Annotated in this window: 10 protein-coding genes and 8 pseudogenes; 9 read left to right on the top strand and 9 right to left on the bottom strand. The window is 43.8% G+C overall.

Features of this window, described 5'->3' with window-relative positions; translation table 11 throughout:
- Window positions 1-37: 37 nt before the first annotated feature.
- Genes JCM15124_RS03960 through JCM15124_RS03950 form a run of 3 tightly spaced genes read right to left on the bottom strand, consistent with a single transcriptional unit; the run spans window position 38 to window position 973 of the window.
- Window positions 38-265 (bottom strand): hypothetical protein, encoded by a 228-nt coding sequence (locus JCM15124_RS03960; RefSeq protein WP_024998388.1) that lies wholly within the window; start codon window positions 263-265, stop codon window positions 38-40.
- Window positions 266-269: 4 nt separating this feature from the next.
- Window positions 270-752, bottom strand: a complete 483-nt coding sequence (locus JCM15124_RS03955) for a DUF3990 domain-containing protein (RefSeq protein WP_024998387.1) — start codon at window positions 750-752, stop codon at window positions 270-272.
- A complete protein-coding gene (locus JCM15124_RS03950) occupies window positions 749-973 on the bottom strand; it encodes a DUF3791 domain-containing protein (RefSeq protein WP_014710362.1) in 225 nt (74 codons plus the stop codon). The genes JCM15124_RS03955 and JCM15124_RS03950 overlap by 4 nt, the downstream gene beginning before the upstream one ends.
- Before the next feature lie 172 nt (window positions 974-1,145).
- On the opposite strand from JCM15124_RS03950, the pseudogene JCM15124_RS13170 reads away from it, so the two are divergent.
- The 3 genes and pseudogenes from JCM15124_RS13170 (at window position 1,146) to JCM15124_RS03935 (ending at window position 4,551) form a co-directional block, all read left to right on the top strand.
- A pseudogene (locus JCM15124_RS13170) lies at window positions 1,146-2,116 on the top strand (transporter).
- Between the two features lie 99 nt (window positions 2,117-2,215).
- Window positions 2,216-3,052, top strand: a complete 837-nt coding sequence (locus tag JCM15124_RS03940) for an SDR family NAD(P)-dependent oxidoreductase (protein ID WP_024998386.1) — start codon at window positions 2,216-2,218, stop codon at window positions 3,050-3,052.
- The gene (locus tag JCM15124_RS03935) at window positions 3,049-4,551 is read left to right on the top strand and encodes a class I adenylate-forming enzyme family protein (protein ID WP_024998385.1); all 1,503 of its coding nucleotides are present in this window, start codon (window positions 3,049-3,051) and stop codon (window positions 4,549-4,551) included. The genes JCM15124_RS03940 and JCM15124_RS03935 overlap by 4 nt, the downstream gene beginning before the upstream one ends.
- 296 nt (window positions 4,552-4,847) lie before the next feature.
- Here JCM15124_RS03935 and JCM15124_RS03930 read toward each other — a convergent pair whose 3' ends face one another.
- Window positions 4,848-5,585, bottom strand: a complete 738-nt coding sequence (locus tag JCM15124_RS03930; protein ID WP_024998384.1) for a nitroreductase family protein — start codon at window positions 5,583-5,585, stop codon at window positions 4,848-4,850.
- 94 nt (window positions 5,586-5,679) lie between these two features.
- On the opposite strand from JCM15124_RS03930, the pseudogene JCM15124_RS13165 reads away from it, so the two are divergent.
- The 5 genes and pseudogenes from JCM15124_RS13165 (at window position 5,680) to dnaA (ending at window position 12,965) form a co-directional block, all read left to right on the top strand.
- A pseudogene (locus JCM15124_RS13165) lies at window positions 5,680-8,276 on the top strand (adenosylcobalamin-dependent ribonucleoside-diphosphate reductase).
- A gap of 19 nt (window positions 8,277-8,295) precedes the next feature.
- Window positions 8,296-8,678, top strand: a pseudogene (gene folB / locus JCM15124_RS13160) (dihydroneopterin aldolase).
- Between the two features lie 50 nt (window positions 8,679-8,728).
- Window positions 8,729-9,993 (top strand): annotated as a pseudogene (locus tag JCM15124_RS13155) (N-acetylmuramoyl-L-alanine amidase family protein).
- A 5-nt stretch (window positions 9,994-9,998) separates the two neighbouring features.
- On the top strand, window positions 9,999-10,979 hold the full coding sequence (locus tag JCM15124_RS03910) for an MlaD family protein (protein WP_024998383.1): 981 nt from the start codon (window positions 9,999-10,001) through the stop codon (window positions 10,977-10,979).
- Window positions 10,980-11,558: 579 nt separating this feature from the next.
- Window positions 11,559-12,965: a chromosomal replication initiator protein DnaA gene (gene dnaA / locus JCM15124_RS03905; RefSeq protein ID WP_024998382.1), complete on the top strand. Its 1,407-nt coding sequence runs from the start codon at window positions 11,559-11,561 to the stop codon at window positions 12,963-12,965.
- 22 nt (window positions 12,966-12,987) lie between these two features.
- Here dnaA and JCM15124_RS13150 read toward each other — a convergent pair.
- The 4 genes and pseudogenes from JCM15124_RS13150 to JCM15124_RS13140 all read right to left on the bottom strand — a co-directional run bounded on the left by JCM15124_RS13150 (window position 12,988) and on the right by JCM15124_RS13140 (window position 19,156).
- Window positions 12,988-13,565, bottom strand: a pseudogene (locus tag JCM15124_RS13150) (thiamine diphosphokinase).
- A gap of 68 nt (window positions 13,566-13,633) precedes the next feature.
- Window positions 13,634-14,266: a nicotinamide riboside transporter PnuC gene (pnuC, locus tag JCM15124_RS03895; RefSeq protein WP_024998381.1), complete on the bottom strand. Its 633-nt coding sequence runs from the start codon at window positions 14,264-14,266 to the stop codon at window positions 13,634-13,636.
- A 64-nt stretch (window positions 14,267-14,330) separates the two neighbouring features.
- Window positions 14,331-16,687 (bottom strand): annotated as a pseudogene (locus tag JCM15124_RS13145) (TonB-dependent receptor).
- Window positions 16,688-17,168: 481 nt separating this feature from the next.
- Window positions 17,169-19,156, bottom strand: a pseudogene (locus JCM15124_RS13140) (OPT family oligopeptide transporter).
- A 176-nt stretch (window positions 19,157-19,332) separates the two neighbouring features.
- Between JCM15124_RS13140 and tsaA the strand changes: the two are divergent.
- Window positions 19,333-20,016, top strand: coding sequence for a tRNA (N6-threonylcarbamoyladenosine(37)-N6)-methyltransferase TrmO (gene tsaA, locus JCM15124_RS03880; protein ID WP_024998380.1), 684 nt, complete (start codon window positions 19,333-19,335; stop codon window positions 20,014-20,016).
- A gap of 33 nt (window positions 20,017-20,049) precedes the next feature.
- Here the strand turns inward: tsaA and JCM15124_RS13135 are convergent.
- Window positions 20,050-20,557: pseudogene (locus tag JCM15124_RS13135) on the bottom strand (zinc-ribbon domain-containing protein).
- Window positions 20,558-20,798 lie beyond the last annotated feature (241 nt).

Raw genomic sequence — 20,798 nt, 5'->3', positions numbered from 1 at the left:
ATCTGCCTTAAAACAAATATAAATGCTTTTATAGCTTTTATTTAACACATTGGTTTAATTCCTGACTCAAGAAGTCGTAAGCATACTCTGCACTTTGATAATAAAGTCCTGTTTTCTCGTCCTCTAATTTCTCATAAGTATGCGAATTGTAGACTATAGACAACGCCTTTTCCATACTATAGCCATAATCTTCCATCAACATCATAACCAAATCTTTGGTCAGACATTCTATCATAAATTGCTTATCTTGCTCTTGTATGCTCATCTTGTTATCCTTTCATTATTAAATGGCATATTGCTTTTTCAGTACCAAAGAAATACTGAAAAGTGGGACGTTTATATTTCAATTCTTCCACTAACTGTTCTAAAGATATATATTGCTGACGATACCGTTGTAATTGTAGACCCACTCTATCATCAGCAATCGGACCATATACAATATCATAATTATGAATGGCGGAAGTTGAACGATTGTTGCGATTGGCAATAATGAACTTTGCCCACTCTATGTTGTATTCTGTAAATAGCTTTACTTTTACGTCTACCGGTGAGTGCAATAGATTGTCATCAAATTCAAATTTGGTAATGCAAGACTCTCCACATTCCATTTTTGCAACAGTATTCTCAGCCATAAGTTTAGCTTGTTCAAAACTATCACTTAGATAAAAACCTTGTCCAAAGTCCTTTCCTTTGCGTCCTTTGCTTAGGTCTATTTGTTCAATTATTTGGTTAGAGCCATGATACAGTATCACACTAATGCCCCTCCATGGCGTTGGCAAATGGTTGTTATGTCTTCTACTGCATCGTCTATAGACAATGTGTGCTCTGCATCGTAATGCTTAATCAAAAAGTCTAAGCCTTTATGCTGACTCAGATATTTATATGCTTGCGAATTGCTCAACGAGAAACGCTTGGCAAATGCTCCAATGCAGCATACCAAATATTCGATAGTATCTGTTGTCTTATTACTCATCTTAAACTTCGTTTATTTTGCAAATATAAATGTTTCTTCCTATATAACCTAACTTTTTATAGGAAACTTCATTTTATAAAATATACTTTAAGGCAACGGTATATTCCCGAAAATATTCGTACATTTGACGAATAATTCAGTAAGAATACATTATAGACCAAGCAAAACAAAAGTGGAATTGATAAGTATTATAAAGAAATGGACGCTGCCGGTAGCCATTGCTACAGGTGTTATCGTTTACTTGCTGTTTGCTTTTATACCCCTACTTGCCCCTGCTTCGGCAGTCTTCGAACCGATATTCGATTTCTTGTTGCCCGTGTGCATGTTCTTAATGCTCTACGTTACGTTTTGCAAAGTAGACTTCCGTAGGCTCATTCCTGTGCAATGGCATCTTTGGATAGGCGTTTTCCAAGTGTTGTTTGTTCTTATAGCCGTAGGTTTCATTCTCTTTTTCAAGCTGCAAGGCAACGGCTTGATACTAATGGAGTCGGTATTGGCGTGCATTATCTGCCCTTGTGCATCGGCGGCAGCATCGTTACACAGAAGTTGGGTGGCAACATAGAGGACATGACGACCTACACTTTCCTATCCAACTTCATTTGTGCAGCCCTCATTCCCACTTGTTTTCCACTGATAGAACCCAATGTAAACGTTGGTTTTGCCGAGTCTTTCCTTGTTATTCTCAACCGTGTTTGTCTTATTTTGGTTGCTCCGATGGTGGTAGCCTACTTCACAAAGCATTGGCGCATATTGCGTCCGCTTTACAATTGGATTATCGGTATGTGCAATCTTGGTTTTTACTTCTGGGCATTCACGCTCACCATTGTAACGGGAACAACCGTTAAAAACATCGTTCATGCCGATACTACGGTGCTTTTCCTCGTCTTCATTGCCCTCTTGGGCTTGCTGCTTTGCTTGGTACAGTTTGCTGTCGGCAGATTTATTGGTCGCTTTTTCGATAGCACCATCGAGGCGGGACAAGCCTTGGGACAGAAGAATACCACCTTTGCCATCTGGATAACCTTTACTTATCTGAACCCATTGTCGTCGGTAGGTCCCGGCTGCTACATACTTTGGCAAAACATTATCAACAGCATTGAACTGTGGTATTACGATAAACACCCTCACAAACGAGAACCCTGACGCACATTTGTATTTTGTTTTTATATGCAATATACTGCAAAAACTTATACTATCGGAGAATAAAAGTTATGTTTGCAAATAGAAAATAAGGAGTAAGGAATGAAGATAAACATGTTGAAACTATATGCTTCCTTGGTTTATCCCAAGCCCGGTATGAACGAAAAGCAATTGCAATATCGTTTCAAAGGACGCTGGGTGGTAATTACAGGGGCATCGCGAGGCATCGGATTTGCATTGGCAAAGCGGCTGATGCAGGTTGGGGCGAACCTCTATCTCGTGGCGCGCAATGGGGCAGAATTGCAGACTTTGTGCAGTGAAGCGCAGACAATGGGTTGTCAGGCACTCTGTCGTGCACTCGATTTGCGCGACCGTCCTGCCTTGGATTTGCTGTGTCATGAATTGAAACAGCTGCCCACGGTGGATTATCTCTTCTGCAATGCAGGAAAATCTATATTCCGAAAGATTGCCGATGCCACAGACCGACTGCATGATTTCGACCGTACGATAGACTTAAACTATCGTTCCGTTGTGGCATTGGCACTGGCTTTGTTGCCTGCTTTGCAACAGGCGGGCGGACAATTAGTTTATACTTCGTCGGTCAGTTGTCTTTATCCGCCTGCTCCGGGCTGGTCGGCTTATCACGCTTCAAAGTGTGCAACCAATGTGTGGTGCCGCACGGCAGAAAGCGAATGGAAACGACTTGGGGTTGGCGTTCATGTGGCTTACCTTCCTTTGGTACGCACGGAAATGTCTATGGCTAACCCGAATTATCGTTCCTTGCCTGCTTATTCGGCTGATGATGCTGCGTGTATTCTGTTGCGGTTAGCCATGAAAAGCCGCTTCTCTTATCAGCCTTGGTGGGCACGACTTACCGCTCCCGTGGCGTCATTGTTTGCTCCCTTGGTTCGTTTCTTCTATCAAAAAGCTGTTCGATGAAAACGTCTCTCCTCCGTTCGCTCCGGCGTCTGCACCTCATTACACCGCGTGGCATCGTGCGTCTGCTTGATTGCTTCCTACGCGAAGGCATTACGATGATGGCTGCCGTGCGCTTTGCTGCTCGCTACCATGCACACGATTGTGCTGTTGTGAGCGATAATCGGCACATAGATTATCAAGAGTTCTATACGTTGGCACAGCGATTATCCCATGTCCTTCATCATAATTATCACTTGAAAAGCGGGCAACATGTAGCATTGTTTTGCCGCAACCATCTTGTTTCAGCCTTACTTCTGCCTGCTCTTTCGCGATTGGGCGTCCATGTAAGATTGCTGAATACCGACCTCTCAAGCGAGCAGTTGGCGCAGTTAATGGGTCGTCCGTTTGCACTTTTTATCTACGATGAGAAATCGATACCGTCGAATGGCTTGGACGCAGTGTGCCCTATGGTATCGTGTGAAACCTTGTTGGAAAGCATAAAAAGGCAAGAAGCTATTGAAAAAGTTGCGCTGCCATATACAGGAAGAGGTGGAAATATCAGTGTGATGACGGGCGGTTCGAGTGGTAACTATAAGGAGGCTGCACGCCAAACAGGCATTGTTCAGTTTCTTCCGCCCTTCTTTTCGCTGCTCCGTGATTTGCATATTGACAGCTATCGGAGCGTGCTGATAGGACTTCCTTTCTATCATGGCTTCGGTCTGGCTACACTGATTGTCTCGCTCGTTATGGGCAAAAAGATTTGTTTGTTGCGCCATTTCGATGCCGAAGAGGTACTGAATATCGTAGCAACAGAGCGGGTTGAGGTGATGCCAATGGTACCTGCCATGCTTGCCCGACTGTGGCAGACGAAAAATGCCGAAATCCGTTTGCGCTCACTGAAGTGTATCATCAGCGGAGGCGACCGACTCGATGTGTCGTTAGCAAGGCATACAATGGAGCACCTTGGCTTTGTGCTTTACAATCTTTATGGCACATCTGAGGCCGGTTTCTTTATGCTCGCCACACCGCAGCAACTTATTTATAGTGATGAAGTTTCGATTGGCAGACCCATTCGAGGTATGCAATGCGCAGTACGAGAACCTGATGCAGAGGGTGTCGGCACTTTGTGGGTGAAATGTCGTTGGGCAATGGTTGGACGGCAGAACTGTTGGCAGAATACGGGCGATTGCGTGCTCCGGCTATCCGATGGGCGTTTTCTTTATCGCGGAAGAGCCGACCGAATGGTGGTCTGTGGGGGCGAGAATGTTTATCCGGAGCATGTTGAAAAAGTCTTGAAAAGTCATTCCTTAGTAGCCGACGCCTTGATTTATGCCGTCCCCGATGCTCGTTTCGGGCGTGTACTTAGTGCACGGATAGAACTGAAAACGAACGCTCTAATCGATGAAAATGATTTGAAGGTATGGCTCAAGTCGAGACTTTCTCGTGCCGAAATGCCTCATCATTTCAGTTTTGAGCCGATAAAAATACTATCAACAGGAAAGCATAGTCTTCTAAAATAACTTTGATGACAAGATATAAATGAATAATGCACGATGTTTATTCAATAGAATATACAAACGTCTGTAGCTATTTGGAAAACGAAAAGCAGGCAACAACAATGAATTGCCTTCTGTTTTTTACATACATTTCTTTCGGATTGCCCCACAAAACGACTTGTCCGCTAAATTATTTACACGTAAAGAATATTTATTTACGTGTAAGTAAATTCTTCTTTACATGTAAATAAATATTTCTTTACGTGTAAGTAATTTGTCGATGTTCGGCAGAAATACCGCTAACGAGCTGTGATTGAGGATTAAAGGAAGCCCTGTTGCTTGAGCGTTTCCAATAGTCCGACAGACATAGCCTCGTTGTCGCTCTTCTTGTATCGAATATCCGTGAAGATTTGTGCCAATGTTTCGGTTTTGTTTATCTCAACGAAATGCTTGTTTTCTTCGAGCGATTCTTTCACCTTATAATATTGGTCGATGCTTTCTGCGGTATAGTCGGTATAGGTTTCTTCGTGTAAAATGCTCTCAAGCGGCAGACGGTCGGTGGGTGTTGGTGCTTCGTCGGGCCAGCCAATGGTGAGTGTTGCTACAGGCATGACGAGTTTTGGCAGTTTCAGAAGTTCTATAATGGGTTTTGAATTGTAGATGGTGGTGCCGAGAAAACACGTGCCAAGACCTTCAGCTTCAGCCAAGTTGGTGAACGTTTGGCAATAGAGTAGGGCGTCGGTGGCAGCATTCAAAAAAGAAAGAAAGTTGTCGTAGCCCGGTGTTCCTTTTCTGTTTTCTGCCCAAATGGTAGTTCGACGGAAGTCGGCACAGAAGGTTAGCACCACTGCAGCATTTTCCACCATCGGCTGGTTGAAGTGTGCAGGTGCCAGTTTCTGCTTCATTTCGTTGCTGCGCGTTGCTATAACCGAGTAAAGCTGTAGGTTGCCCATTGTCGGTGTACGTTCTGCCTTACTTAATAATTCCTTTAAAAGTGTATTGGAAACTTCTCTGTTTGAGTATTTCCTGATGCTTGTTCTATTCTGTATAGTTTTCATTTTGGGAAATTTTAGGTTACAAAGTTAGGAAAAAGTTTTCTATTTTGGAAAACAATTAGTAACTTCGCAGACACATTTTTTACGAAGAAGTTTAATGAAAGAAAGCAAAACATACTCATTTGATGAAGCATTTGAGGCCTCACTGAGGTATTTCGACGGCGATGAATTAGCCGCAAGGGTTTGGGTAAACAAGTATGCAATGAAGGATAGTCTCGGCAATATTTATGAGAAATCGCCCGAAGATATGCATTGGCGTATTGCCAACGAAGTTGCCCGTATAGAGAAGAAGTACAAGAATCCCATAAGTGCGCAGGACGTTTTCGAACTGATGGACCACTTCCGTTATATTATTCCTGCCGGCAGTCCGATGACGGGGATAGGCAACAACTGCCAAATAGCCTCGCTGTCAAACTGCTTTGTGATAGGTTTAGACGGCGATGCCGACTCTTACGGTGCTATCTTGCGCATCGACGAAGAGCAGGTGCAGCTGATGAAACGTCGCGGTGGAGTAGGGCACGACCTTAGCCACGTGCGCCCGAAGGGTTCGCCGGTAAACAATTCCGCCCTTACTTCTACGGGCTTGGTGCCCTTTATGGAGCGTTATTCCAACAGTACGCGCGAAGTGGCACAAGACGGTCGCCGCGGCGCGTTGATGCTTTCGGTGAGCGTAAAGCACCCCGATGCAGAAGCATTCATCGATGCAAAAATGGAAGAAGGCAAGGTTACGGGTGCCAATGTATCGGTAAAGATAACCGACAGCTTTATGGAAGCAGTCGTAAACGACAAGCCATTTGTGCAGCAATTCCCTATCGACGCTGAGCAACCTACTTACAGTAAGGAAATATCGGCAAAGAAGTTGTGGGAGAAAATAGTACACAACGCATGGAAAAGTGCCGAACCGGGTGTGCTGTTCTGGGATACCATTATAAAAGAAAGTCTGCCCGATTGTTATGCCGACTTAGGTTTCCGCACAGTATCGACCAATCCTTGTGGCGAAATTCCATTGTGTCCGTACGACAGCTGTCGCTTGTTGTCTATCAATCTATACGCTTACGTGAAGAATCCATTCACGAAAGACGCAACCTTCGACTTCGATTTGTTCAGAAAGCATGCCGTTCTTGCGCAGCGTATCATGGACGACATCGTAGACCTTGAGATGGAAAAGATAGACCTTATCATGGAAAAGATAAAGAACGACCCACAAAACGATGAAGTAAAGCTCGCCGAATACCATCTTTGGGAGAAGATAAAGGACAAGAGTGGTAAAGGTCGCCGCACCGGAGTGGGCATAACAGCCGAAGGAGACATGATTGCAGCCATGGGATTGCGCTATGGAACAGAAGAAGCAACCACCTTCTCGGTAGAGGTACACAAAACATTGGCATTGGCAGCCTACCGCTCTTCGGTAACAATGGCGCAGGAACGAGGTGCTTTTACAATCTTTGATGCACAGCGCGAATCTGAAAATCCGTTCCTCTTGCGCATGAAAGAGGCAGACGAACAGCTCTATGCTGATATGATGAAGTATGGTCGTCGCAACATTGCTTGCCTAACCATAGCCCCTACGGTACTACTTCTTTGATGACGCAAACCACTTCGGGCATCGAACCGGTGTTTATGCCGGTTTACACACGTCGCCGAAAAGTAAATCCAAACGATACTGATGTGCACGTGGATTATGTGGACGAGGTGGGCGATTCGTTCGAAGAATACATTGTTTACCACAAGAAGTTCTTGGAATGGATGAAGATAAACGGTCTTGATATTACAAAGAAATACAGCCAGACAGAGATAAACGAGCTTGTAAAACGTTCACCTTATTATAAAGCAACCGCAAACGATGTGGATTGGTTGATGAAGGTGCGCATGCAAGGAGCAATTCAGAAATGGGTAGACCACTCTATTTCGGTTACAGTGAACCTGCCGAACAATGTTGATGAAGCATTGGTAAACAAACTCTATGTTGAGGCTTGGCGTTCCGGTTGCAAAGGTTGTACAATCTATCGTGATGGTTCTCGCTCAGGCGTAATGATTTCTGTATCTAAGAAAGATAAAAAGAAAAAGAACGAGAACGAAACAAACAAGGATAACGACCTAAGTGCAGTGGAAGAAAAACATGGACATATCTGTACTCCTCCACAAGTGGTGGAAGTTCGTCCGCAGGTATTGGACTGCGATGTGGTTCGATTTCAGAATAACAAGGATAAATGGGTGGCATTCGTCGGACTCCTTGATGGCTATCCTTACGAAATATTTACAGGTTTGCAAGACGACGACGAAGGTATTGTATTGCCAAAGAGCGTAACTAAGGGAAAGATAATAAAGCAAACAAATCCTGACGGTACACACCGATACGACTTTCAGTTTGAGAACAAGCGCGGATATAAAACAACAGTCGAAGGATTGTCTGAGAAATTCAATCCGGAGTATTGGAATTATGCAAAACTTATCTCAGGTGTGTTGCGTTATCGTATGCCTATCGACCATGTTATTCACCTCGTAGGTTCTTTGCAACTCAATGATGAGAGCATAAACACATGGAAAAACGGTGTGGAACGTGCCCTGAAGAAGTATGTAACCGATGGTACAAATGCATCGGGACAAACCTGTCCGATGTGTGGACAAGAAACTTTGGTTTATCAAGAAGGTTGTCTTATCTGCACGAACTGTGGGGCATCTCGCTGCGGATAAATGAGTATTTAGCAGAATAATGGAATTAAAATCGAGCTATATATATATAAAAGGTGTAAGGTTTCGTGCCTACATCGGTGTAAGCGAATTGGAACGAGAGGTTGGCAACGATTATGTTGCGACCTTCGTTTGCGTTATCATATTGGCAAAGCGATGCTGACAGACGATGTAAACGACACGATAAGCTATGCCGATGTTTACGATATAGTGAAAGAAACAATGCAGCAGCCTGCTAAACTCTTGGAATACGTGGCACATCGTATTGCAGAAAACTTGGAACAGGCATTCCCCGAGATAGAGGCGATAGACCTTTGCCTTACTAAACTAAACCCACCAATGGGCGCAGATTGCAGCGGAGCAGGCGTGGAATTACATTTAATAAATGATAAAACCAAGTGTTAGACTGAGCTATTCAAATGAAAATGCTTAACTTTGCGTGCGATTATACGAATATGAATAAAAGAATTTCTTTATTTCTTATAATGTTTTGCTTGTTTGCGCTTGCTTCCGTGAGTGCAAAAGATAGGTTTACACTTGTCATTGACCCCGGCCACGGTGGGAAAGATGTGGGCGCAGTGGGTGCAATTTCAAATGAAAAAAGCATCAATTTGAATATTGCTTTGACTCTTGGAAACTTGATTGAACGAAACTTATCTGATGTAAGGGTTATTTATACTCGTAAAACCGATGTCTTCATCTCGTTGAAAGAGAGAGCCGACATAGCCAACAGAGCAAAAGCCGACTTGTTTATCTCGGTACATACAAACTCTGTTCCGCCCACGAAGACACCTCCGCAGGGTTTCCAAGTCTATACTTTAGGTATGCACCGTGCAAAGGATAACCTTGATGTAGCTATGCGAGAGAACAGCGTTATTTCGTTGGAAAAGGGCTATGAAAAGACTTATCAGGGCTTCGACCCTAATTCATCAGAAAGCTATATCATGTTCGAGATTCTTCAATCAGCCAATATGGAGAAGAGCGTAGAGTTAGCAAGGCTTATACAAAGGTCGGTTTGTATGAAAGCTAATCGAAACGATAAGGGGGTTCATCAAGCAGGTTTCTTGGTGCTTAGAGAAACTTCTATGCCCAGTTGTCTTATCGAATTGGGTTTTATAACCTCTAATGAAGAAGAACAATTCCTTAATTCTTCGCGAGGAATAGACCTTATGGCACGTGGCATTTACGAAGCATTTGTAGAGTATAAGAATACGTATGACGGCAAAGTTACCATTCCTTATCGTCCTTCTACCAAAAATCAATTGCCGATAGAAAACGTTTTGGATCGTTTGTCGAATAACGCAAAAAGAACTACCGGACAAGTAGAAATGCCTAAAAAGATAAATGTTGTAACGCAACCCCGCACAACACAGCCGTCTACGGTAAAGCCCCGGCAACACAGACAAGAAGGACAGACTTCTCTTGACGAGGCTTCTGCCAACATTCCTTTGTTTAAAATACAGATATTTGCCATCAACAGGGAGTTGCCTCTTGATAGCGAGCTGTTCAAAGGTATAAGAATGTATCGTTTGAAGTAGACGGAAGCCTTCATAAATATATGGTAGGTGCAAACGAAGATTACTACGAAATTTTGCGTTTGAAGGAGGAATTAAAGCAAGAATTCCCGGAAGCCTTTATCGTTGCGTTCAGAAACGGACAGCGTGTGAATACCGGAGAGGCTGTTAAAGAATTTGTTAAGAATAAGAGAAAAGCCATGTAGAGATTATGAAAAAGTTAGTAACACCCGAAATAAAGATAGCATTGGTTGCCATAGTGGGCATTGTCGTTCTTTTCTTTGGTATGAATTTCCTGAAAGGACTTAACCTATACTCATCGGACATACAATATAATGTGCAGTTCGATAACGTGGACGGACTTTCCCCAACTACTCCAATCTATGCCAATGGCTTTAAAGTGGGGACGGTAAGAAACATTGTTTACAACTACGAAGACCCTTCTAAACCCATCAACGTGGGAGTTGCCATCGACAAGGATATGCGAATTCCGATAGGTTCCAGAGCGGAAATAGTGAGCGACATTATGGGGAATGTGAAAGTAAATCTTATTTTCAGCAATGCAAAGCAATACTTAAAGGAAGAAGGAATTATTGCCGGTAGTGTCAATGATGGTGTGTTGGGAAAAATGAGAGACGCCTTTCCCGATGTGCAGCGAATGATACCAAAAATCGATAGCATACTTACAAACATCGTTACCTTGACTTCCGACCCGGCATTGGCAGGCACATTGCACAATGCAAATAAGCTCAGCAGCGAACTTACAGCATCGAGTAAGCAGCTAAACCTCTTGCTTGCACAGCTCAATAAGTCGCTTCCTGCTATGACAATGAAGGCAAATGGCTTGCTCAACAATACGAACGGAGTTATGGAAGAAGCCAAAGCGGGTATCGCAGACGCACGCTCTACGCTGAGAGGAGCAGATGTTTTAATGACTTCGTTGAACGATAAGGTAAATGCGTTGGACATTCAAACCACAGCGGCTAAGCTGAATATGGCACTCGACGAAGTCAATAAGCTCACCGCAACGTTGAACAGCAACAAAGGCTCTATGGGCTTGTTGATGAACGACCCTGCACTTTACAACAACTTAAACAGTACTTTGCGTAATGTCGATAGCTTGGTGGTGAACCTGAAAGCACACCCGAAACGATACGTCCACTTCTCTATATTTGGACGAAAAGATAAGTAAGAAACAACCTGATAGGTGAATATGGCGAGCAGAATGTAACCGGTTCTGTTCGCTATTATTTTTTTAAGCCATTCCAAAGATGTTTTCAGCATTCGCTTCAAGTAAAAAGGAAGAATATTGTTCTTCCAATAGCATTTTATTGGTTCAAGATAATCGCTTTTTAAAGATGCAGAAATGAAGTTGTAAGAATACAATAATTACGTGTCTATTTAAAATAAGTCTAAATATGAAAGTTAAAGTTCCACGCTTTAAATAGGTATTGTAACCCAATTGACAATCAGTCTTTTTGAACTCGAAAAATAATGTTTCATACTTTATTGGAATATATCTGAAAGTGCAATATAAATCGTTGATATATAGAATATTGGATATACACAAAAGCATTTCTGCTTATTTGGAAGTGTAAAGATGAGCTAAGCACCGAGCGAATAAGACTTTAGCGCAATTCAACATCGTATTTTAGTTCACGGATTAATTTTTAGTTTGACTTTTTTTTGCTAACTTTGCAACAGCCTTTGGATAAGGAAAACGATTTGATTTATTTACTAATAAGAAAAAAATTAGATATATATTATAAGTATGAGAGTTCAACCCAATGCGCTCTGGGAACAGTGTCTTCAACTTATCAGAGATAATGTAACCGAGCAGCAGTTTACAACATGGTTCAAGCCAATTACCTTCGAAGCGTTCGATGCGGCTACCAATATCCTTTTGGTACAGGTGCCGAGTCCGTTCGTTTACGAGTACTTGGAAGAAAACTATGTTGATTTGTTGAGCAAAGTGCTTACCCGTATATATGGCAAAGGCGTTCAGCTGAAGTACAGAATAGTTACCGATAAGGCGCACAACCTAACGCAGGACATACAATCGGAAACGGTTGATAACGTAGAAACGCAGTTGCCAACCAATCGTGCCAACCAAAGTCCAACGCCGTTAGACGTTGCTCTCCAAGAAATAGACCCACAATTAGACTTGCACAAGTCGTTTTCAAACTACATAGAGGGCGATAGCAACAAGCTGCCACGCTCTATTGGTTTGTCGATAGCAGAACACCCGAACACCACGCAGTTTAATCCGATGTTCATTTATGGTCCGTCGGGTTGTGGAAAAACCCACCTTATCAATGCAATAGGTCTGCGCATAAAGCAGCTTTACCCGCAAAAGCGCGTGTTGTATATATCTGCTCGTCTGTTCCAAGTGCAGTATACAAACTCTGTTTTGAATAATACAACTAACGATTTCATCAACTTCTATCAGACAATAGATGTTTTAATCGTTGATGATATTCAGGAATGGATAACCGCAACCAAGACGCAAGACACGTTCTTCCACATCTTCAACCACCTGTTTAAGAACGGAAAGCGCATCATTCTTGCTTCCGACCGTCCGCCTGTGGAACTCAAAGGCATGAACGAACGCTTGCTGACACGTTTTGCCTGCGGACTTATCGCCGAACTCGAAAAGCCTAACGTGCAGCTCTGCGTAGATATTCTGAACAGTAAAATCAAGCGCGACGGCTTGAATATTCCTGACGATGTTGTTCAGTTTATTGCACAGACAGCGAACGGAAGTGTAAGAGATTTGCAGGGAGTCATCAACTCTTTGTTGGCTTACAGTGTGGTTTACAACAGCAATATTGATATGCGTCTGGCTGAAAGAGTTATTAAGCGTTCGGTAAAAATCGACGATGAGCCTTTGACACTCGATGAAATAATCGATAAAGTCTGCTCGTACTTCAACGTTACCGTAAATGCTGTAAACTCACGTTCACGCAAACAAGACATTGTACTTGCCCGTCAGGTGAGTATGTACTTGGCACAGAAGCACACGAAAATGCCTGCAAGCCGTATTGGCAAGCTTGTTGGAGGGCGCGACCACAGCACCGTACTTCACAGTTGTTCGCAAATCGAGAAGCGTTTGCAGGTAGATAAGGGTTTCACTGCCGAACTTTCAACGATTGAAAATTCGTTTAAGCTGAAATCGTAAGTATATCCTTATTTCTTTAAAATTATTCTTTCGGCTTATGGGTCTGATAAACCAAGTAAGCCGAATCGCTGTCAATGGTGAACGAATTTCCCATTGCTTCGTTCAATGTACCTGCCATAATTCGCTGAAAGGGTAGGTATTCCATTTCAAACCTTCGCTTTCCATGCGCTTGCAATCTATCTGAAAGATGCTTACTTGTTGGTGCGGAAAGGCTGCAAAAGTAGTTTTCCCTCGCGAAACGGTAAACCAACCGTAGTTCGTAACCATCGTTGGCACAATGTTCAGATGCTTATAATAATGTATAAGCAGTGCAATGTTGCCCAAAGTGTGGTCTTCCCGTTTCCCGGTTGTGCCAAGATAGCAGAATGTAGGAGCGTCCGGAAGGTTGAAATGTTGCAACGCATACTTTGTTGCTTTTGTAAGGTCGTTGTCTTCTTGTTCCTCAATGGTATGGAAGATATGCTGATATTTCGTCTTTGTCGTTGCTGAAACAGAGTCGCCATCACCTACAATTACTTCGGGTTCAATATCCATTTCCAACAATTCTTCTACTGCTCCGTCGCAAGCAATCAAATGTTTGGCGTTGCGCAGAATACGCATTGCGGTTACGTCGGTAGGGAAATCGCCTGCCGCAAGTATAACAACATCATATTCGGTCTTTAGTTCTTTCATTGTTTTCCTTCACTTATTTGCATTGTTGTCTGCATCATTCGCTTCCACTTAAAGTAGCCTGCAATGGCTATAAGGGCATAAAGGATATAGAGCGCAGCCGTGAATGGTATGCCTTTATAGAAGTAGAGGGCTGACAGTTCTATATCTGCCACAAACCAAATCCACCATTGTTCCAAGTATTTCTTAGCCAAAGCCCATAGTCCGATAATGCTTAACGAATTACCGAAACTATCCAATACAGGTACATTCGAGTTGGTAAAAGTAATCAAAATATAGTAAACAGCACCCCATAAAGCCAGAAAAAGAACCATTGTAGGTATGATTTTCCGTTTCGGAAACCTTGTTATCGGCAGTTCTTTATCGTCTTTTTTCCTTTTTCCGAATTGCCAATAGAGAAAGCCATATACAGATGCGATGATGTAATAAATCTGCATGCCGAAGTCGGCGTATAGCTTTGCTTCGTAGTAAACAAAGGTATAAACCGCAGGCATCACAATACTTGTGAACCAAAGCCAAATGCTTGCTTTGTATTCCTGATAAATATATACAATTCCGATGATGGTTCCGACCACATCTAACACTTGATAGGTGTCCGATTCTTGGAAGTATTGAATAATGTTGTTCAGCATTCCAGCTTCTTGTAATAGTATAGAAAGACCTCTCTTCGATAATTTCGGAGAGAGGTTTTTTGCTTTAGAACTTCAACGTAATGTTACCCATCATTGTAAATCCTGCCATTGGCATAAAGCCTATTTGATAGTAACGGTTGTCGTTTGTGTATTTATTCTTTTCGCTTACTGCACTGTAAACCCAGCCACTTGCCGCATAATGGTTGTTGAAAATGTTGTTGAAGTTCAGTCCGAACAGCACTTCTTTCAGCCAATTCAGCTTCTTTCCTGTATTCAAAGCATAGCTGAGATTTATGTCTGTCTGCGAGAAAGCAGGCAGCGAACGGTCTTTATTCTCGGAGTTATCCAAATATTGGCGACTCACGTAGTTTGTATGCCAAACCAATTGTGCACCTTTATAGTGGAAATCCATAAAGCCATTGAGAATAGCCGAAGGCGAGAAAGCAAGGGTGGAATTGTCGTAATGCACTTTCAAAGGCATCTTGCTGTTGTCCCAATTGTCTACAAACTCGTCGAAATTCTTAATCTTGTTGATGCTCAAAGCTGCATTTCCTTCCAGTGTAAACCACGATGTAGCGTTCCAACCTGCAGTTAATTCGGCTCCCATACGGTAGGAATCTTTTACGTTTGTAGTAAGATTTTCGCCTATATCGCTCTGTTCTCCGGTCTGAACAAATTGGTCTTTGTAGCCCATATAGTAGAGATTGCTGCCTATGTGCCAATTGTTGCAGGCGTATTGGTAGCCCAATTCAATGTCGAACAGATGTTCTGCGTTTGGAGCAGGATACTTTCCGTTGTCCGTAAAGTTGTTGCGCTCCGGCTCACGGCTTGCGTATGCCATTGACAAATAAGCCTTGTGCCCGCCATTATGATAGCTGATGCCCGCCTTAGGGTTCACGAAGTTGTAGCTTTTGTTGATGTTCAGTATTTGGTTTGTATATCCGCCGGTTTCCAATTCATAGAATTTATCGTTCTTTCCATCGGCTTTGTAGTTCACGTAGCGATACTGAACATCGGCAAACAAATCCCAATTGGTGTTCAATGGTAGGTTGCTTTCGCAAAAAAGCTGTAATCGTTCTTCTTGCCGTCAGAGTCATAGTACTTCAAACCGGTAAAGTCTTGCACCTGACCTTTGTTTGCAACGTATGTCAGATAACCGAAGTGGTTGCCGCGGAACTGTTGCAGATTGATGCCTCCGAGCAAGTCCCAGCTGTCGTTCTTGTAGTTTGCGTTGTATAGAACACCGTAAGTGTGTTGGGTCAAGCCTTTCTTTCTGACGAAGTCGCTGCGCTTAATGGTCTTTCCGTTAATATCGTTTGCCGTAAGACCGAACTTGCTGAACTTGTTGTTTGGACGGAATTCGTTGTAGTATCCGTGTCCGTAGGTGTAGTGCAAGGCTATGTTGTGCGACCAAGCAGTGTTGGGTTTCCATACCGCCGAGAGTATGTTGTGGTTCTGGTAGAAGTTGTCGGTTGTTTTCTCCCAATAGCTTCCATTGTCCATTTTGTAGCGGTAAGTCTGGTATTTCCCGTTCGCATCGGTTGGAAAAGTCCATTTGTCGTAGTCGAACACCAAGCCTTCGTAAAGCGGATTAAAGCGTCCCAAACCACGTTCGTACAAATCTTTGTAGGTTTTTATGTCGCTGCCCATCAGTGTTGCATCGCTGTTTCCGGCCACAACACCATTCCAAGCCTGTCCTGTTTTCTCGAAATTGCCTATGTTTTTATATCTTATTTGGAAGTTATCGCCTAAGTAAGTGAGTCCGCCATAGTAAGAACCCGACCTGCCTGCCGTGCCGTGAAGAAATCCATCGGTAGCTGTTTCATGGTAAGCACCGTCGAATAGGAAATGGTTGCCAAGCAACCCCGTTGAGAATTTTACGCCAGTGTTGTATGTATTGTACGTTCCGAACGACCCACTCACCTCTGCCGAAGGCTGTTGGTTGGGCGTTGCCGTTGCCAAAGAGATAGAACCGCCAAACGCTCCGTCGCCATTGGTCGATGTACCGATACCGCGCTGAATTTGTACGCTACCCATCAGTGCGCCGTAAGAGTTCATATTCGCCCAGAAAACCGTTTGGTCTTCAGGCGAGTTGAGCGATACGCCGTCGAGCGTTATGTTGATGCGACTGCCGCCTGCACCACGAATACGCATTGCCGTCGTACCCGTGCCGAGTCCATTTTCGCCCCAAGCAAATATGCCGGGTGTGTATGCAAAGAGGAAAGGAAGTTCGCGCCCGGTCTTTGAGAAGTTCGAAAGTTCTGCCTTTTTAATGTTTGCAACGGCGAACGGAGCATTCTTTTGTGCTCTGACTCCTGCAACAACCACTTCTTGCAGTTCTTGGCTTGCCAATGTATCTACCTTTTGAGCTTGCACACTCGCTGTACAAGTCAATGCTGCAAATACCAATAATTTTTTCATATTATGTATTTTGAATAATAAAACAGAAGGGGAGTTTCCCTACGACGGCATTATCCGTATCAGGTTATGGGTCTATTCTCAGCAAGTTCAAACGAACAAGCACCCCTTAATTATCATTTTGATAACCACTGCAAAATTACAATATTCGTCCGGAATAGCCAAGAAAAGGCGCAACAATCGTTTCTTATATACATCGAAAGTTTTTGTCAGATGAATTACTTACACGTAAAGAAATATTTTTCTACACGTAAGTAAATATTTACTTACACGTAAAGAAATAATTATTTACGTGTAAATAATTTGATGAATAAAAGCTTTTGCAAGCGTAAGGTGCTAAAAATGAGAATAAAAACCTGCGAAATGGTAGTGTGGAAAAAGGTTGTTGCGAAGGGAGAGTGTTGCTATCCATAAACATTTGTAGCTATTTCGAGAAATGAAAAGCGGCAAACAATTCACCGTTGTTTGCCGCTTTTCAATATGTTTACGCTTCTTTTTCCTTGTCCGAAAGTTTGGTTGCCGCAATAAAATAGAGTATCAAAGCGATGTAAGCAACAAGTGCGAGAAGTTCGGAAAGGTGGTTTTGCCACCATTCAGCGTGGTCGAACTCGACACCGAAGAACTTAATCAGCGCAGAAACAACGCCCATCAGCGCACCGCCGGCAATGAAACCCGATGCGATGAGCGTACCCTTGTCGCCACGTAGTTTGTTGATTTGCTCGTCTTTAGAACGTGTTGTAACAAACCAGTTCACCGCACCACCAATGATTAAAGGAATGTTCAGCTGAATAGGAATGAACATACCGAGCGAGAATGCCAACGCAGGCACTTTGCAACGGTCTAACACCAATGCCAACACAGCACCTATACCGTAAAGAATCCAAGGCGCACCCTGTCCGCTCATCAAGGGCTTAATCACGGCTGCCATGGCGTTTGCCTGCGGTGCCGCCAACTGTCCGGAGTTGAAACCGTAGGTCTTGTCCAACACAATCATTACACCTGCAACGGTTGCTGCCGATACGACGGTGCCGAGAAACTTCCAAGTTTCCTGTTTCTTAGGTGTGGTACCGAGCCAGTAACCAATCTTCAAGTCGGTGATGAACGAGCCTGCCATCGATAGGGCGGTACATACTACACCACCCATCAGCAAGGCTGCCAACATACCCGAATTGCCTTTCAGTCCGACAGCTACCATCACCACAGAAGCCAAGATAAGTGTCATCAGCGTCATACCCGATACCGGGTTAGAGCCGACAATGGCAATGGCGTTTGCTGCAACCGTTGTGAAGAGGAAGGCAATCAGTGCCACGAGCACGATACCGACAACGGCGTGTAACAGATTGAACTGCATTACGCCAAAGTAGAAGAACAAGAAGGTTATCACCAAAGTTGTAATACTGCCGAAAGCAATTATCTTAAACGAAATGTCGCGTTGCGTTCTTATCGCCTCTTCTTGGTCTGCACCCTTGCCCTTCATCTCTCTTGAAGCTAAGCTGACAGCACTTTTGATAATGCCCCACGACTTTACGATGCCGATAACGCCAGACATTGCTATGCCGCCAATACCGATTGAGCGGGCGTAGTTCTTAAAGATTTCCTCTGCCGACATGCTGCCCACCGTGGCAATAACGCTTGGGTCCCATTGGTTCAGCACAGTGTCGGGGAACAAGAGTGCCATTCCCGGAACTATCAACCACCATACCGTGAGCGAGCCCATACAGATAATGAAGGCATATTTCAGACCGATGATGTAGCCCAAGCCCAAGACAGCCGCACCTGTATTTACCTTGAAAACAAGTTTAGCCTTGTCGGCAATGGTCTCGCCAAAGCCAATCATACGGCTCGTAACGGTTTCGTTCCACCAGCCGAACGTAGCTACACTGAAGTCGTAGAGACCACCCACAAGACCCGCAAGCAACAATGGCTTCGCCTGACTGCCTCCTTTCTCGCCACTTACGAGCACCTGCGTGGTAGCCGTAGCTTCAGGGAAAGGATATTTACCGTGCTGTTCCTTAACGAAATACTTGCGGAACGGGATTAAGAAAAGAATACCCAAGATGCCGCCCAACGCTGCCGCAATGAATATTTGAAAGAAGTCGGCTTGCAAATCGAGCATGTAAATGGCAGGCATAACGAAGATGCCGCCTGCAACAACTGCACCCGAGCAAGCTCCGATGCTCTGAATGATGACGTTTTCGCCCAGCGCGTTCTTGCGTTTGGTAGCCGACGACATGCCAATGGCAATAATTGCAATCGGTATGGCAGCCTCGAATACCTGTCCGACTTTAAGTCCTAAGTAGCAGCAGCTGCCGAAAACAGCACCACCATTACCAATCCCCATGTTACCGACCACGTACTTACTTCGGGATAAACCTTGTTCGGGCTCATCACGGGTTGATATTCCTCGCCCTCTTTCAGTTCTCGAAAGGCGTTCTCGGGAAGTTCAATGTTTTGTTTTTCTTTATTTTCCATATCCTTAGTTGTATGTTATTGTTAAGGTAAAGTTAAGTTGCAATTTTGCAAACTTTTATTGAATAGCAGTCGCAAAGATAATTAAAAAATGGCAAAACATGCGTTAATTGTCAAGAAAATCACAGCAAAGGCTTGGTTGCTTGTCTGTTTTTGCGATTTTTATGTAAGTTTGCCGTATGAAAGAAATAGAACCGATAGCTTATTTTCGTTCTCCGTTTACCACAAAGTTTGGCATTCCGCGCCAAAGCGGATTGGTAAACGAACTGAGAGGACGCATTGTTTTTGAACCGAAATTCAGCAACGAAGATGCCTTGCGTGGCTTGGAAGGTTTCGATTATGTTTGGTTGATATGGGGTTTCTCGGCGAACGAGCCTGCCGGTGGTAAAAAATGGAATGAGGAGGACAGCCTTATGGTGCGTCCGCCACGTTTGGGCGGCAACGAAAGGGTAGGGGTTTTTGCTTCGCGTTCGCCCTTCCGACCCAATGGCTTGGGCTTGTCGTCGGTGCGAATTGCAAAGATTGGTAAAGGTGTTGTAGAGGTTTCGGGGGCTGACTTAATGGACGGGACGCCTATTTACGATGTTAAGCCTTATCTGCCGTATGTAGATGCGCATGCAGAGGTGCGCGGCGGCTATACCGATACTTATGTTTGGGAACCGTTGGAGGTGGAATTGCCCGATAATATAAGCGAATATTTCAGCAAGGAAGAAATAAAAGCCCTGTCGAAACTGCTTGCACAAGACCCGCGTCCGCACTATCAGCACGATGCCAATCGCATTTACGGAATGCGGTTTGAAAACAAAGACGTCCGCTTTCGGGTGGAAAACGGACGCTGTATCGTTGTGGAAGTTGTTTCCTGAAAGCAGAATTGCACCCCACGTGTAGAAATTCTGTTACCTTACTTCAATCTTTTCTATGCGTGGTTTCGGTGCAAGGGGCGTGGTAGGTACTACGGTTGGTGTTGCGTTGTTGTCGTCGGGGTTAGACGGTACAATTACCGGAACGGCTTCTTCGCTCGATTTTTGCTTGCTGTCCGTGCCGTTACGCTTGTTTCGTTTCCCTCGAATACTGTTCAAAACCTTTTCGGCTTGCTTTGCTTCTTCGTCTTCCAACGAGTCTTTTGCCAGCATATCGCGCACAAGAGTGTCTAACTTTACAGCGTTTTTTTTCTGCCAGATTAGAATCGGGTTCTATTGAAGTAAGGGTGTATTTGGGGTCGTTCTTGTGGTTGAAATAATAGAAAAAGCCAAATCCGACAAGGAAGATGGTGCCTATAATGATGAATATCACCAACCCCCGACCGATGGTAGGCTCGTCTTTGTCGTTATGTAAAGGTGCACCGCAATTGGGGCATTGCTGTTCTTTTTCGTTCACTTCTGTGTGGCAGTTCCGACATTTCATATTGCTTCTATTCTTGTATTTTGGGTTAAATTCTCGCTATGGCACTGCCAAACAAGTTTGGCGTTGCTCATTTGGCTTACTGAAACGTTGGCAAAGGTACGTTAATTCATACATTAATCAAAATAAAATGGAAGTTTTTAAAGATTAAATCGGGGAGGATTATTATATGTTTTTTGCCTTAATCTTTAGGTGCTTGGACTGATATGACATCATCTTTAGAAAAATATGACGTCATTTCCAA

Source organism: Prevotella falsenii DSM 22864 = JCM 15124 (assembly GCF_000613945.1).
Lineage (GTDB): Bacteria > Bacteroidota > Bacteroidia > Bacteroidales > Bacteroidaceae > Prevotella > Prevotella falsenii.
Note: the sequence above shows the minus strand (reverse complement) of the source record. Positions and strands in the feature narration are given on the sequence as shown.